Genomic DNA, 15,987 nt, shown 5'->3' on the forward strand with positions numbered 1-15,987 from the left:
TACCACTATTTGATTGCGTGAGTTCGATATGTTAATGAAAATGTGTTTAATGGAAGTGCTTTATTTGTAGTTTGTTGTCATTTCGACAGAGGGAGGAACGACCGACGAGAAATCTCTAAACTAAGGGGTTATAGCCCAAATTTCTTCTGAATACCAAAACCTAATACCAATTTTATACCCATGAAAAAGATATTTAAATTCGGAATTGACACCTTAACGGTGAAAAAAGTACTAGCCATTGCTAACGGAAGCTTGGAAGCGGTTTTGTGTGAAGAAGCTATCGAACAAATTGAAATTTGTCGTGCTAAAGTTGAAAAAATGGCAAGCTCCAACAAAGCGGTTTATGGTATAAATACAGGGTTTGGTCCACTTTGTGATGTGCAAATTACACCAGAGGAAACCAATAAACTTCAAGAAAATTTACTCATTACGCACGCTGTTGGAGTAGGGAACCCTATAGATAAAAACTTGTCTAAAATCATGATGATTTGTAAAGTTCATGCTTTAAGTCAGGGGTACTCCGGAGTTCGTTTAGAACTTGTAGAGCGTATTTTATATTTCATTGAAAACGATTTACTACCAACGGTTCCAGAACAAGGGTCAGTAGGAGCTTCAGGTGATTTAGCACCCTTGTCGCATTTGTTTTTACCGCTTCTGGGAGAAGGCGAATTTTGGATAGGAGATACTATTAAATCCGCGAAAGCGATATTAAAAGAGCATAATTTAGAACCTATAGAGCTCCAAGCCAAAGAAGGTTTAGGCTTAATAAATGGTACACAATTTATTCTGGCTCATGCGATTGTAGGGTTGAATAAAATGGAATACTTATTAGATTTGGCTGATGTTTGCGGCGCCATGAGTATTGAAGGCTATCAAGGTAGTTCGTCGCCTTTTAGAGATGAGTTGCACAGAATTCGTCCGTTTAAAGGTTGTATCGAAGTGGCTGAGCGTATGACGATGCTGTTGTATTCTTCACAAAATGTAAACTCTCATGAAAACTGCGAGCGTGTTCAAGATCCGTATTCTATGCGTTGTATTCCGCAGGTTCATGGGGCTTCGCGAAATGCTTACTACCACTTGTTAGAATTGGCAGAAATTGAAATGAATTCGGTGACCGATAATCCTATTGTTTTAAGTGATACTGAGGCGATTTCGGGTGGAAATTTTCACGGACAACCCTTAGCGATGGCTTTAGATTATGGATCTATCGCTGCCGCGGAATTGGGTAATATTTCAGACCGACGTTGTTATTTACTCATTGAGGGTAAATTTGGACTGCCACGTTTATTAACCACAGGTGGCGGACTGAATTCTGGGTTTATGATTCCACAATACACCACGGCTGCTTTGGTTACTGAAAATAAATCGCTGTGTTTTCCACCCTCAGCAGACAGTATTCCAACCTCACTGGGACAGGAAGACCACGTGTCTATGGGTAGTATTTCTGGGCGTAAATTCAATCAGATTTTAGGCAATTTAGAAAAAATATTGGCCATCGAATTAATGTATGGTGCTCAAGCCTTAGAGTTTAGACGTCCGAACACCTTTTCAGATATTATTGAAGAAAACCACAGAATAATTAGAGAAAAAGTTCCGAAATTAGAGGATGATAGACTTTTAAAAGATGATATCAATAATATGATTGCCTTAGTGAGAACTCAAGCGTTTAATTTAAAATAGATGGCTTGTTGTCATTCCGACAGAAGGAGGTACGACTGACGAGGAATCTCACAGCAAAAAGATTCTTCCCCATGCTTCGTCAGAATGACATCCAAAAATGGAACGACTGAAGAATCTTTCAAATGGAAGAGATGCTTCACTGCGTTCTGCATGACAAAGCGTTTTAATTGTTTAACCGTGTAATCGGAAAGGTTTAACCGTTAATCGTGAAACGTGAAACGAATTATGAAAGAAGATCTCTGATTTGAAAACGAGAATACTATCCCCTTGAGGGGATTATAGGGGTGTTTATCCTTGAGGACTACCGAAATGAAAACATCGTTTTCGTTGAAGGTATATAGCACAGCTAATAGGGGGGGCTCGAGTCGTCAAGAGTCAAGAGTCAACCGTCAAAGGCCAACTGTCAACCATCAAAAAACAAAAAAAATGACATTCAAAGAACAAATTTTACAAGGCATTCCCACAAAAATGCCATCAAAATATACTTACCCTGAAGGTGCCAACCGTGCACCAAAACGTAAGGATATCTTATCCAAGGAAGAAAAACAATTAGCGATTCGAAATGCATTGCGTTATTTCCCTAAAGATTGGCATGAGGAATTGGCTTCAGAATTTGCTCAAGAACTTAAAGAATACGGTAGAATTTATATGTATAGATTCAAACCCAACTATAAAATATATGCGCGAGGCATTTCAGAATATCCTGCAAAATCAACGCAGGCAGCGGCTATCATGCTCATGATTCAGAATAATTTAGATCCTGCCGTGGCTCAGCACCCCGAAGAATTAATTACTTATGGTGGAAATGGCGCGGTGTTTCAAAATTGGGCGCAGTACCTGTTAACCATGCAGTATTTGGCTCAAATGACCGATGAGCAAACGTTGCATTTGTACTCTGGGCACCCTATGGGATTATTTCCATCGTCAAAAAATGCACCTCGTGTGATTGTAACTAACGGTATGATGATTCCTAATTATTCTAAACCCGACGATTGGGAAAAATTTAATGCCTTGGGTGTGACGCAATACGGACAAATGACAGCAGGATCGTTCATGTATATTGGTCCGCAAGGCATCGTGCACGGTACCACGATTACGGTTATGAATGCCTTTAGAAAAGTGTTAGAAAAAGGCGATACTTCCGAAGGAAAAATATTTTTAACTGCAGGACTAGGAGGTATGAGTGGAGCGCAACCAAAAGCAGGAAATATAGCAGGTTGTATTACCATTTGTGCTGAGGTGAATGCCAAAGCAGCCACAAAACGCCACGAACAAGGTTGGGTAGATGTGTTAATTGATAACATTGACGATTTAGTTACTAGAGTTAAACAAGCAAAAACATCAAAAGAAGTGGTTTCCATCGCGTTTATTGGCAACATAGTTGAAGTTTGGGAGCGTTTTGATGAAGAAAATATTTTTATTCACGTGGGGTCCGATCAAACTTCATTACATATTCCTTGGACAGGCGGTTATTATCCTGCAGGTTTAACCTATGAAGAATCCAACCGATTAATTCGCGAAGAACCAGAGGTTTTTAAAGAAAAAGTTCAAGAGTCGTTACGCCGTCATGCTCATGCTATTAATAATCATGTGGCCAAAGGCACGTATTTCTTCGATTATGGAAATGCCTTTTTATTAGAAGCTTCTCGCGCGGGTGCCGATGTGATGGCCGAAAATAATATCGATTTTAAATACCCGTCTTACGTTCAAGATATTTTAGGTCCGATGTGTTTCGATTATGGTTTCGGACCCTTCCGTTGGGTCTGTACTTCAGGAAAACCGGAAGATCTTGATAAAACTGATGATATAGCAGCTTCGGTTTTAGAAGACATTATGAAAACGGCACCAGATGAAATTAAATTGCAAATGCAAGATAACATCACATGGATCAAGGATGCCAAGAAAAATAAAATGGTGGTTGGTTCGCAGGCGCGCATCTTGTATGCCGATGCCGAAGGTCGTGCTAAAATAGCCGAAGCTTTTAATAATGCTGTGGCCAATGGCGACATTGGACCTGTGGTTTTAGGGCGCGATCATCATGATGTGAGTGGTACCGATTCGCCTTATCGTGAAACTTCTAATATCTATGATGGTAGTAAATTCACTGCTGATATGGCCATTCATAACGTGATTGGTGATAGCTTTAGAGGGGCTACCTGGGTGTCCATTCATAATGGCGGCGGCGTAGGCTGGGGCGAAGTAATGAATGGCGGATTTGGAATGTTACTCGATGGTACAAAAGAAGCCGAAGCACGCCTAAAAAGCATGTTGTTTTTTGATGTGAATAACGGTATTGCTCGTAGAAGTTGGGCCAGAAACGATGAAGCACTTTTTGCGATTAGACGTGAAATGAATCGTACTCCAAACTTAAAAGTAACTTTGCCTAACTTAGTCGATAATCAATTACTAGAAAACCTGTTTTAATGAAACATCCATTATTAAGCTTACCCACACAGCGAAATGATAATTGGGTGTTCCATGCGATCACTAAAAAACAATAAATATTAACAAATGAAAGTCCTATTTAAAAATATCAAGGAATTACTTCAAATTAGAGATGAAAACACTCGTTTTGTCTCAGGAAAAGCCATGAATGAGTTACCAACGATTAAAGATGCTTTTCTTCTCATAAAAAATGATGTGATTTATGATTTTGGTCCGATGAAAGTCTGTCCCGATGAAGCGGTAGACCATGTGATCGATGCTACAGGGAAAATGGTTTTACCAACTTGGTGCGATTCACACACACATTTGGTTTATGCGGGTCAGCGTGAAGGCGAATTTGTAGATAAAATAAAAGGTTTAAGCTATCAAGACATTGCTAATAAAGGTGGAGGGATATTAAACTCTGCTAAAAAAGTTCAAAATATTTCAGAAAGTGAACTGTATAAGCAAACCAAAGGCCGCTTAGATGAAATCATAGCCTTAGGTACAGGAGCTGTTGAAATTAAATCAGGCTACGGGCTAACTTTAGAAGCTGAATTAAAAATGCTTAGCGTGATTAAGCGCTTAAAGGAAAATCATCAAATCCCTATTAAAGCCACATTTTTGGGGGCTCATGCTGTTCCTGAAGAATATAAGAATAATAAGGCCGGTTATGTCGATCATATCATTAAAGAAATGATTCCTTTAGTTGCCGAGGCTAAGCTTGCCGATTTTGTAGATGTGTTTTGTGAAAAAGGGTATTTTACGGTTGAAGATACCAATCGCATCTTAGAGGCCGGAAAATTACATGGTTTACAAGCTAAAATTCATGTGAATCAATTTAACTCTATTGGAGGAGTACAAGCAGGAGTGAAACAAAAAGCATTATCTGTAGACCATTTGGAAGTTATGAAATATGAAGATATTGTCGTTTTAGAAAAATCTAAAACCATGCCCGTAGCCTTGCCAGGATGTTCCTTCTTTTTAAGCATTCCATTTGCACCAGGCAGAAAAATGATTGATGCCGGACTGCCTTTAGCACTTGCCACCGATTATAATCCAGGGTCGTCACCTTCAGGAAATATGAATTTCGCGGTATCGGCAGCCTGTATAAAAATGAAATTAACTCCAGAAGAAGCTATCAATGCTGCGACAATAAACGGTGCCTACGCCATGGGCTTAGAGCATAAAGTAGGGTCAATTACCAAAGGAAAACAAGCCAACTTGATCTTAACAAAAGCTATCAGTTCTTATCATTTTATACCATATTCATTTGGAAATCATCAAATTGAACGTGTTTATTTGAATGGGGTTGAGGTGGTTTAGTGTGGTTGTTTAATGAAGAAGCACATATATTAAAATAAAAACATACTTCTCGACTCCGCTCGAAGACCACTGAAAACATCAATCAAACTGGTGTTCGAGCGGAGTCGAGAACATTTGACATGCTCATAGGATTCTCAAATTTTTCAATTAATTGGTGTCATTTGTTTAATAAAAAAGCACATACATTTAAGATAAAGTCACACTTCTCGACTCCGCTCGAAGACCACTGAAAACATCAATCAAACTGGTGTTCGATCGGAGTCGAGAACATTTGACGAGCCAATAGGATTCTCAAATTTTTCAATTAATAGGTGTCATTTGTTTAATGAAAAAGCGCATACATTTAAAATAAAGTCACACTTCTCGACTCCGCTCGAAGACCTTTGAAAACATCAATTATGTTGGTGTTCGATCGGAGTCGAGAACATTTGACGAGCCAATAGGATTCTCAAATTTTTCAATTAATAGGTGTCATTTGTTTAATGAAAAAGCGCATACATTTAAAATAAAGTCACACTTCTCGACTCCGCTCGAAGACCATTGAAAACATCAATTAGGTTGGTGTTCGAGCGGAGTCGAGAACATTTGACATGCTCATAGGATTCTCAGTTTTTCAATTAATTGGTGTCATTTGTTTAATGAAAAAGCACATACATTTAAGATAAAGTCACACTTCTCGATTCCGCTCGAAGACCATTGAAAACATCAATTAGGTTGGTGTTCGAGCGGAGTCGAGAACATTTGACGAGCCAATAGGATTCTCAAATTTTTCAATTAATTGGTGTCATTTGTTAAATGAAAAAGCGTATACATTTAAAATAATAATCACACTTCTCGACTCCGCTGGAAGACCGTAAAAGGATCAATCAAACTGGTGTTCGAGCGGAGTCGAGAACATTTCATTGGTCAATATAGATTTCAAATTATAGAAATAAAAACATATATTAGTTGTAGTTAAATTATTACAAAAACTCGAATAGAAAGGGAGTAAGAGGTCTTGAGGTGGTTTGATTGTTGGAAATGTTTAATGAAAAAGCAGATACATTTAAAATAATAATCACACTTCTCGACTCCGCTCGAAGACCGTTGAAAATATCAATTAAGTTGGTATTCGAGCGTAGTCGAGAACATTTCTCAATACAAATACTATAACAAATGGCAGGATATTTATATATTTTGGAATGCTCAGATGGTACTTTTTATACTGGAAGTACTAAAAACTTAGAAATTAGATTAGGGCAGCATCAGTCTGGAGTTGGGGCTAATTATACAAAAACTAGATTGCCTGTAAAATTGGTTTTTCATCAGTACTTTATGAATATAGCTGATGCTTTTCTGTATGAAAAGAAGATTCAAAAATGGTCTCGAGCAAAGAAAAAAGCTATTATTGAAAATCAATGGGAATTATTACCTGCGTTATCAGAGTGCAAGAATGATACTAATTTTAGGAACAAAGAGTAAGAGTTCTCGACTCCGCTCGAACACCGGTTAAAAAAATACACTTTATAGCGTGTAATTTGGTGGGTTTTCGTGAATCCTAAGTGTATAGTTGGGCAACAGGAAGTCTCTAAAAATCAGAAGTAAAAAAAACGCATTAAAATAATTGTACTACACTAACAACGTATTACAAAATCCTCCTTAAGCTGTTCCTTTCTAAAGAACACAAATCCCCAGAAAAAAGTATCGATACTCACGGTGACTTTAGGATGTTTTTTTACGATTTCCCAGGCTTCAGTCATGCCTTCAGACCAGTAAATATCATCAAAAATAAAGACAGAATCATTGTTGGCGGTGGGTAATAAGGCTTCAAAATAGGCTAAAGTGACTTCCTTTTGATGATTGCCATCAAAGAAAATCAGATCGTAAGTATTTGAATGAAGTTTTTGTATTTCCGAAGAAAAATCTCCTGTAATAGCAGTAATGTTATTGAGGTTTTGGTCTTTAAATGCTGCTTTCGAGAACGCTGAAATATTCGTGCAACCTTCAATGGTGGTGATGTTGGCACTCGGATTTCCAAGGCTTAAAGCCTGCGTAGCAATCCCTAGGGAAGTCCCTAATTCAAGAATGTTTTGAGGTTTAAAATAAGCGCTTAAGCGGTATAAAAGCTTGGCGCGTTTGGTGGTAGATCCAGCGTTTTTGGCCATGCTAGAAACCTTACGCTCTTGGTGACTCATCACTTGGGAACCCGCACCTAAATCGGTGACTTTAATAAGCTCATGATTATGAAGTAGCTTTTTTCTATAATCTGAAATACGGTCATATGCCTCGTGCTGCTTACGATCATAAAAACATTTCGTCACTAAATCATACACAAAAGGCGAATGCACCCCATGCTGATTGGTAGATTTTAGGAGGAATTTAAAATATTGAATGATTTGGTAGGTCATTTTTTTAGTTTTCAGTCTCAGTCTCAGTCTCGGTTATCAGTTTCAGTTTACAGGCCTGAGTCAAGTTTAGAATGCTCTACATTAGCTGCGTCACACTTTATAACCTTATTACTTTATTACTTTATTACTTTATTACTTTGCAACTTTGATTCTCTGAAACTCTGCCACTTTGAAACTATCCATTTTTCATTATTAACTCTTCACTCTTCATTATTAATTATTCCCCCTCCAACTTAGCCGATAACTCAAACCAACGCGCTTCTTTCTCGTCCATGGTATCAATAATTTTCTGTAAATCCTCAGAGAGTTTATTTATTTGATCCTGTGTAAGGTCTGGATTGTTGAATTTATTTTCCAGTTCTTTTTTATCGTAGGCTAAGGAATTTAGCTTGCTTTCAATGTTTTTTAACTCCTTTTCTTCGTTATACGAGAGTTTGGCAGCTTCGTTTTGTTGTTTCGATTTGCTGTCTTTTTTGTCTTCTGTAGTGGTTGAAATAACAGGTTGACTGTCTTCATAAACGCGGTAATCTGTGTAGTTTCCAGGGAAATCTTCAATGACGCCTTCACCTCTAAAAACAAATAAATGATCGACCACCTTATCCATGAAATAACGGTCGTGAGACACCACAATGATACAGCCAGGGAAGTCTAGAAGAAAACTTTCAAGGACGTTTAGGGTGACTATATCAAGGTCGTTTGTAGGCTCATCAAGAATTAAAAAATTCGGATTCTGAATTAAAACCGTACATAAATACAAGCGTTTACGCTCGCCACCACTAAGTTTTTCAACAAAATCGTATTGCTTTTTTCTGCTAAATAAAAAACGTTCAAGAAGTTGTTGTGCACTAATCTGACGTCCTTTTTTTAAGGGAATATAATCGCCAAATTCACGAATCACATCAATAACCTTTTGCTCTGGTTTAATGCTAATACCACTTTGTGTGTAGTATCCAAATTTTACCGTTTCACCTTTAACAACTTTTCCGGCGTCTGGTTGCGCCGTTTGGGTAAGGATGTTTAAAAAAGTTGTTTTTCCTGTGCCGTTCTTACCTATTATTCCGACGCGTTCGCCTTTTTTAAACGTGTAATCGAAACCATTAAGAATCACTTTATCCTTAAAGGCTTTCCCCACTTTATGAAATTCTAGAATTTTACTTCCCAGACGTTCCATGTTGAGTTCTAACTGTACCTGATGGTCGTTTCTACGTTGGTGGGCGCGGTGTTTAATATCGGCAAAATCGTCAATTCTAGATTTCGATTTGGTGGTTCTCGCTTTGGGTTGGCGACGCATCCAATCCAGTTCCTTTTTAAAGAGTTGTTTGGCTTTACCGGTTTCAACGGCTTCACGTTCAATACGCGCTTCGCGTTTTTCGAGGTAATAAGAGTAGTTACCCTTGTAGCTGTACATCTGACCTTCATCCAACTCGATAATCTCGTTACACACACGTTCTAAAAAGTAACGGTCGTGCGTTACCATAAAGAGGGTGATGTTTTCCTTGGCAAAAAAAGCTTCAAGCCATTCTATCATCTCCAGATCCAAATGGTTTGTAGGCTCATCAAGAATTAACAAATCGGGTTTGTTAATTAAAGCATTGGCAAGTGCCAAACGTTTTTTTTGTCCGCCTGAAAGCACACTAACCTTTTGGTCTAAATTTTCAAGTTTAAGTTTGAAAAGAATTTGTTTATATAAGGTCTCAAAATCCCAGGCCTGATGACGTTCCATAGCTTCAAAAGCCGCTTGGTAAGCATCGGTGTCATTTGGGTTTAAAAGTGATTTTTCGTAATTAGAAATTACCTTCAAAATAGGATTGTCGCTGGCAAAAATGGTTTCTTCTACAGTGAGCGCCGGATCAAATTTAGGATCCTGAGACAAAAAGGACACTTTAATGTCTTTTCTGTAAATCACATTACCCGAATCGGCTTGATCATCACCAGAAAGAATATTTAAAATGGACGTTTTTCCAGTCCCATTTTTTGCTACAAAAGCGATTTTTTGATCTTTATGAACACTAAAAGAAATGTCTTCAAAAAGGACATGCTCCCCGTATGATTTTGATATGTTTTCAACCGTTAAATAATTCAAAGTCTATCTATTTTTTTGCAAATAACGGACAAAAAACTAAAAAGTCCTTATAAGGGTAGGTGGTTTTTGTTGAAATGGAGTGGGGAAGTGGATGTTACACCCCTGTGGTCCCCTCGAGGGGACAATGCCTCGCGTTTCCATTTGTAAAAATTCAAATCACGAAGCTCAGTTTTACCCTAAAGCCAAATTTAAAGCGAGAATCAATATCCCCTTGAGGATTATCGAGATGAAAATATTGTTTTTGTTGAAGATATCTAGCGTAGCTAATGGGGGGGTGTGTGTTTATATGCGTTACACCCCTGTGGTCCCCTCAAGGGGACAATGCTTACCTCTACCATTTGTATTAATTCAATGAACAAAGCACAACTTTAATCCAAAAGCGAAATCAATAACGCATACCAATATCCCCTAGAGGGGATCATAGGGGTGTTTTAAAGGTTGGGATATTACAGAGCGCAGCTAAGTGGTTAGTTTCTATGGGCTACATCCCTGCGGCCTCCTCCAAGGGACAAGGCCTTGCGTTTACCATTTGTGATAATTCAAAGAATAAATCGCCTTTTTATTTAAAAGCTAAATTAAAAACGAGAATCAATATCCTCTTGAGGACTATCGAGATGGAAACATCGTTTTTATCGAAAATACCTAACGTAGCTGATAGGGGTGTTTTTCAGATATTATAGTGGCGTGTTTATGTGGCGTTACACCCCTGTGGTCCCCTCGAGGGGACAATGCCTTGCGTTTACTATTTGTAAAAATTGAAAGCACAAACCATAATTTTACCCCAAAAGCAAAATTAAAAACGAGAACCAATATCCCCTTGAGGGGATCATAGGGGTGTATTTTAGAGGGTGTTTTAGGTGAGCTAAATTCAATGGTAAATACTATTACCATAATACAAAAACTTGCATCACAACAAATTTGAAGTATTTTTACTACAGAAAAATAAATCTAACCAAACTATTTTGAGAAATAAAATTATCCCCTATAATCCTGAATTAAAAGATTTAGCAAGACAACTTCGAAAAAACAGCACCTTACCAGAAGTTATTCTTTGGCAAAAAATAAAGAAACGAGCTTTTGGTGTTCAGTTTCATAGACAAGTGCCTATGTTAAAATACATCGTTGATTTTTATTGTCACGAAATAGGTTTAGTTATTGAAATTGATGGAAGTAGTCATGATCATAGTTTTTTATATGATGCTAAACGTCAGGGCGATTTAGAAGCGTATGGCATTCGGTTTTTAAGGTTTTCAAATTCAGAAGTGAAAAATAATTTGTTTAGCGTGTTATTGACAATCCAGGAAACTGTTGATGAGTTGAAGTAAGGTAACATTTCTGGACGTTACACCCCTGCGGTCCCCTCAAGGGGACAATGCCCCGCGTCTACGATCTGTGATATTTCAAAGCACAATTTTACCCCAAAAGCCAAATCAAAAACGCGAACCAATATCCCCTAGAGGACTATCGAGATGGGAACATCGTTTTTATCGAAGATACCAAGCGCAGCTAATAGGGGGCCATACGCTACACCCCTGTGGTCCCCTCGAGGGGACAATACTTACGTCTACCATTTGTATAAACTCAAAGAACAAAGCACAAATTTACCCCAAAAGCCAAATCAAAAACGCATACCAATATCCCCTAGAGGGGATTATAGGGGTGTTTTAGAAGTATGAGATATTACCAAGCGCAGCTAATAGGGGTGTTTTTCGAGGTTTGAGATATTACCTAGCGTTGCTAATAGGGGTGTAATCCCCCAACAAAACAAAAAAAACAGCATTAGTTTCATGGTTCATATCGAAAAGTTATATTTGTGTGAATAAAACGAACCCTGTATGAAGAAATGGTTTCTTGTGATTTTGGTCATAATAAACACTGTTTTCGTGTCCTGTATTACAAACAAAGATGTCGTGTATTTACAAGATCACGGCGATGGTACCGATAGTATCCCTGTATTACGAGAGTTGCCAAAACCGTATAAAGTTCAAGTTAACGACCTTTTAAGTATTAATGTTAAGGCCTTAGACGAAGAACTTACTAGAATTTTTAACCCTGTGCAAACGACTTCGACAGCAGGTGGAAATAATGGACAAAGTCAGGCTTCCTTATATTTTAATGGTTTTACAGTTGATGATCATGGTAAAATAAAGTTCCCAATTTTAGGGGAAATTACCGTTTTAGGGTATACCACCACTGAAATTGAAGAAATCGTAAAACAGGAATTATTAGATCAATATTTTAAAGAAACGGCTGAGTTATTTGTTACCGTGAGGCTCCCAGGAGTCACCTATACGGTAACTGGTGAGGTAAATGGAACCGGTATTTACACCATTTATGAAGACCGTGTAAACATTATTGATGCCCTAGCTAATGCTGGAGACATCAGTTTAACGGGAAATAGAAAAGATGTGCTTATTGTAAGGCAGTATCCCGATGGGCAGCGCATTCATCATATCGATTTAACCGATATTAAGGCTATGAATTCACCTTATTACTACATTCAGCCAAACGATATTATTTTAGTAAAACCATTAAAACGTAAAGTTATTGGTGCCGGACAAACAGTGATGCAAAATTTTGCTACTATCATGTCTATTTTAGCAGGAATGACGTCCATTTACGTATTAACCAAAAGTTTATAAAGCCAGACTATGACAGAAGAATTTGAAACTTCAGAATCATCGGCAGCGAGCTTTGACATAAAAAAGTTTTTATTTAGAGCCCTTAGTTATTGGAAGTTATTTGTGTTGCTTCTTGCTATTGGGATTTTCTTCGTATATCAAAAAAACATACGTGAAGAGTTTTCATACCGTTTAGGAACTAAAATTTCTATTGAGGACGATAGCAACCCGTTGTTCACATCCAACGCCAGTTTAACCTTTAACTGGGGTGGGGTTACGGCAAAGGTGCAAACCATGATTGTGACACTAAAATCCAGATCGCATCATGAAAAAGTGGTAGAACGCTTGGAATTTTATAAAACCTATTTAAAGGAAGGGCGCTTCAGAAAACAAGATATTTATAAGGCGGCTCCGTTTCGTTTTTATCAGGATAATAGTTTTCCGCAGCTTATTAATAATCCCATTAAAATCACCTTTTTAGAACAAGATGCTTTTGAGCTTGAAGTAGAATTTACAGGAACTACGTGCTCTGTTCAAAATTTTAATACCAAAGAAATTACTCATGTGGATGTGCCTTTGGGCGTGTTTAAGCAGCAATTTAAGTTGGGAGAATCTATTGAGCTGCCCTTTTTAAAAGGTGTTGTAAGGTTAGCCGAAAACCGTATTGCAGCCTCGGGTTCAACGTTTTTTATTCAGTTTAATAATTTTGATGGCGTTGTGGCAAGTTATAATGCGCGGCTGGGAATTTCAAACGAGCGTACGTCTCCAATATTAGACATCACTTTAATTGATAAAAACAAAGAAAAAATTGTTGACTACTTAAATACGGTTGTCGATGTTTTAAGTGAAGATGAGCTAAGCAGAAAAAACCAGTATGTAACTAATGCCATTAAGTTTATAGATGAACAAATTGCACGTGTTAAAGTTGAAATGACCGATAATGTGGAAGAACTCAACGATTACCGCAAGGAAAATAAAATCTACCAGTTAGATGACGATGGAACTTTGCTAAATACAAAGCTTTCTAAATATGAAGAAGAAAAGGAAGCTATAAACAAGCAGTTGGATTATTATGCAAATCTTAAAAATTACTTGCTAACTAGTAATTCTTTTACCGAGGTTCCGGCGCCTTCAATTGCAGGGGTAACCGACGGGAATATTTTATCTAACGTTTCTAAAATTAATGAGCTTTCGGTTCAAAAATCAAAATTACAATATTCGGTTAAAGAAGATGCTTCTATTTTTAGCGATTTAAACCGACAAATAGAAGGCTTGAAAAATGTGCTTTTAGAGAATATCAGTTCGGTATCCAGTGTATTACGTCGTGATCTGGAAAGCGTTTATGGTAATCTTCATAAATTGGAATCCGAATTCAGCAAACTCCCAGAAGATCAACAGAAGTTATTAACTATCGAACGCCAATATACCCTAAGCCAGCAAACCTATAACGTGTTTTTAGCGAAGCGTGGGGAAGCCGAAATCATTAAAGCCTCTAACGTTTCCGATATTTTGGTGGTTGACAAAGCTAAAAATACAGGAGCCATGGTTTTAGGTAGAAATTTAAATGTACGTTACGTTTTTGCGTTTTTTGCGGCTTTATTAGTACCAGTAGTTATAGCATTTATACTCACGTTTTTAGACCGCAATATCCACAGTCCGGTAGATATCGAAAAATTAACGTCTATCCCTCTATTAGGAGTTATTGGGAAGAATGTTTTAGATGATAATTTGGTAGTGCACAGAAAACCGAAATCGGCCGTTGCAGAGTCTTTCCGCGCCATTCGAAGCAATTTGCAGTATTATTACCGTACTAAAGATTTTGATAGCACCAAAACTCTAATGATCACGTCATCGGTTAGTGGTGAAGGAAAAACCTTTTGCTCCATTAATATGGCTACGGTTTTCGCTTTAAGCGGAAAGAAAACCATCCTGTTAGGGTTAGACCTTAGGAAACCTAAAATATTCGGTGATTTTAAGATTAAAAACGATTTAGGTGTTGTAAACTACTTGATTGGGCAAACTACTTTGGAAGAAGTGACTCAAAAAACAGATGTCGAGAATTTAGATTTGATCGTTTCTGGACCGATACCTCCTAACCCTTCCGAGTTATTGCTTGGCGAACGAATGAAAGCTTTAATTTCCGAATTAAAATCCAAATATGATTATATCGTTCTGGATACACCACCGGTAGGGCTGGTTGCCGATGCCCTAGAGTTACTCGATTTTGTGGATGCTTCCATTTATGTGGTGCGCCAGGATTATACCAAAAGAGACATGCTTAATTTTATTAATGAAAAGCATAAAAGCAAGCAAATTAAAAACATCAGTTTGGTGTATAATGGTTACGATCAAAAAGCCAAATACGGTTATGGCTACGGTTATGGCTATGGTTACGGCTATGGCTACGGAAATTATGCCAATGGATATCATGAAGAGGCGAAAGCTAAAGGTGGGATTTGGAATAAAATTAAAAAGATGTTTGTAAAGGGCTAAAAAGGACGTTTATTAGAATGAACATGTGATTTTTAAGTTGTTAATTAATAAATAAGCATAATATTGAATCAAAATAAAGACAAGTGGCTTTATACCATATCACCTAAAAGAAAATTAATAGAGCTAAATTTTGAAGAAATTTGGCGCTATAAGGATTTGCTGTTTCTTTTTGTTAAACGTGATATTATTACGGTTTACAAGCAAACCATTTTGGGGCCTTTATGGTATTTAATTCAGCCTTTATTTACAACCCTTACCTTTACCCTAATATTTAACAATTTAGCCAATATTCCCACCGGAAATGGTATTCCTGCGTTTTTATTTAATTTGGCAGGTTTAAGCTGTTGGGATTATTTTAGTACCTGTTTAACCAGTACGAGTAATACTTTCAAGTCTAATCAAGGTATTTTTGGTAAAGTGTACTTTCCAAGAGTAATAACACCGTTGTCGGTAGTCATTTCTAATTTGGTTCGTTTCGGAATTCGATTATTGGTGTTCACTGGGTTTTATGTTTATTTCGTGTTTTTTACAGATGCCGCGTCTAAGGCTTCACCAACATATGCCTTGTTATTACTACCTGTTTTAATAGCGCTCATGGCTTTATTAGGCTTAGGTATTGGGATGATCATATCTTCGTTAACCACAAAGTATAGAGATTTAACCTATTTGGTAGGTTTTGGAATGCAATTACTCATGTATGGCTCGGCTGTTATGTATCCCTTATCATACTTTAAAGAAAAATTACCAGAATACTCGTGGATTGTAGAGTATAATCCCGTTACCACATTTATCGAGTTGTTTCGTTATATGACTTTAGGGGTAGGGCAGTTTTCTGTGACTACTTTTTTATACGCCATAGGTGTGAGTGTAGTTTGTTTTTTACTAGGGTTAATCGTATTTAATAGAACAGAAAAAAGCTTTATAGATACCGTTTAGAAGGCGTGTGAAAAGGTTTAAAGTGAGGAGTGAACAA

At 37.5% G+C, this 15,987-nt stretch carries 10 protein-coding genes; 8 read left to right on the forward strand and 2 right to left on the reverse strand.

The genetic code is table 11. The features are described 5' to 3' along the window. Positions 1–180 precede the first annotated feature (180 nt). The 4 genes from hutH to JJL45_RS08120 all read left to right on the forward strand — a co-directional run bounded on the left by hutH (position 181) and on the right by JJL45_RS08120 (position 6,891). Positions 181–1,680, forward strand: a complete 1,500-nt coding sequence (hutH, locus tag JJL45_RS08105; RefSeq protein ID WP_068602963.1) for a histidine ammonia-lyase — start codon at positions 181–183, stop codon at positions 1,678–1,680. Positions 1,681–2,106: 426 nt separating this feature from the next. After that, a complete protein-coding gene (locus JJL45_RS08110) occupies positions 2,107–4,104 on the forward strand; it encodes a urocanate hydratase (protein WP_068602962.1) in 1,998 nt (665 codons plus the stop codon). An 87-nt stretch (positions 4,105–4,191) separates the two neighbouring features. Continuing rightward, positions 4,192–5,430, forward strand: a complete 1,239-nt coding sequence (gene hutI / locus JJL45_RS08115; RefSeq protein WP_068602961.1) for an imidazolonepropionase — start codon at positions 4,192–4,194, stop codon at positions 5,428–5,430. Positions 5,431–6,585: 1,155 nt separating this feature from the next. After that, the gene (locus tag JJL45_RS08120) at positions 6,586–6,891 is read left to right on the forward strand and encodes a GIY-YIG nuclease family protein (protein ID WP_068602960.1); all 306 of its coding nucleotides are present in this window, start codon (positions 6,586–6,588) and stop codon (positions 6,889–6,891) included. A gap of 152 nt (positions 6,892–7,043) precedes the next feature. Here the strand turns inward: JJL45_RS08120 and JJL45_RS08125 are convergent, their stop codons facing one another. Both JJL45_RS08125 and JJL45_RS08130 read right to left on the reverse strand, forming a co-directional pair. After that, complete coding sequence (locus JJL45_RS08125) at positions 7,044–7,817, reverse strand: O-methyltransferase (RefSeq protein ID WP_068602959.1); 774 nt, start codon at positions 7,815–7,817, stop codon at positions 7,044–7,046. A gap of 217 nt (positions 7,818–8,034) precedes the next feature. After that, positions 8,035–9,900 carry an ABC-F family ATP-binding cassette domain-containing protein gene (locus JJL45_RS08130; protein WP_068602958.1) on the reverse strand — a complete coding sequence of 622 codons (1,866 nt, stop codon included), beginning with the start codon at positions 9,898–9,900 and terminating at the stop codon, positions 8,035–8,037. A 962-nt stretch (positions 9,901–10,862) separates the two neighbouring features. On the opposite strand from JJL45_RS08130, the gene JJL45_RS08135 reads away from it, so the two are divergent. The 4 genes from JJL45_RS08135 (at position 10,863) to JJL45_RS08150 (ending at position 15,950) form a co-directional block, all read left to right on the forward strand. After that, positions 10,863–11,225: an endonuclease domain-containing protein gene (locus JJL45_RS08135; protein ID WP_082935925.1), complete on the forward strand. Its 363-nt coding sequence runs from the start codon at positions 10,863–10,865 to the stop codon at positions 11,223–11,225. 510 nt (positions 11,226–11,735) lie between these two features. After that, a complete protein-coding gene (locus JJL45_RS08140; protein ID WP_068602956.1) occupies positions 11,736–12,542 on the forward strand; it encodes a polysaccharide biosynthesis/export family protein in 807 nt (268 codons plus the stop codon). A gap of 9 nt (positions 12,543–12,551) precedes the next feature. After that, a complete protein-coding gene (locus JJL45_RS08145) occupies positions 12,552–15,014 on the forward strand; it encodes an exopolysaccharide transport family protein (RefSeq protein ID WP_068602955.1) in 2,463 nt (820 codons plus the stop codon). Positions 15,015–15,074: 60 nt separating this feature from the next. Then, on the forward strand, positions 15,075–15,950 hold the full coding sequence (locus JJL45_RS08150) for an ABC transporter permease (RefSeq protein WP_068602954.1): 876 nt from the start codon (positions 15,075–15,077) through the stop codon (positions 15,948–15,950). The last annotated feature ends 37 nt before the right edge of the window (positions 15,951–15,987 follow it).

The organism is Tamlana sp. s12 (assembly GCF_016767215.1).
GTDB classification, from domain to species: domain Bacteria; phylum Bacteroidota; class Bacteroidia; order Flavobacteriales; family Flavobacteriaceae; genus Pseudotamlana; species Pseudotamlana agarivorans.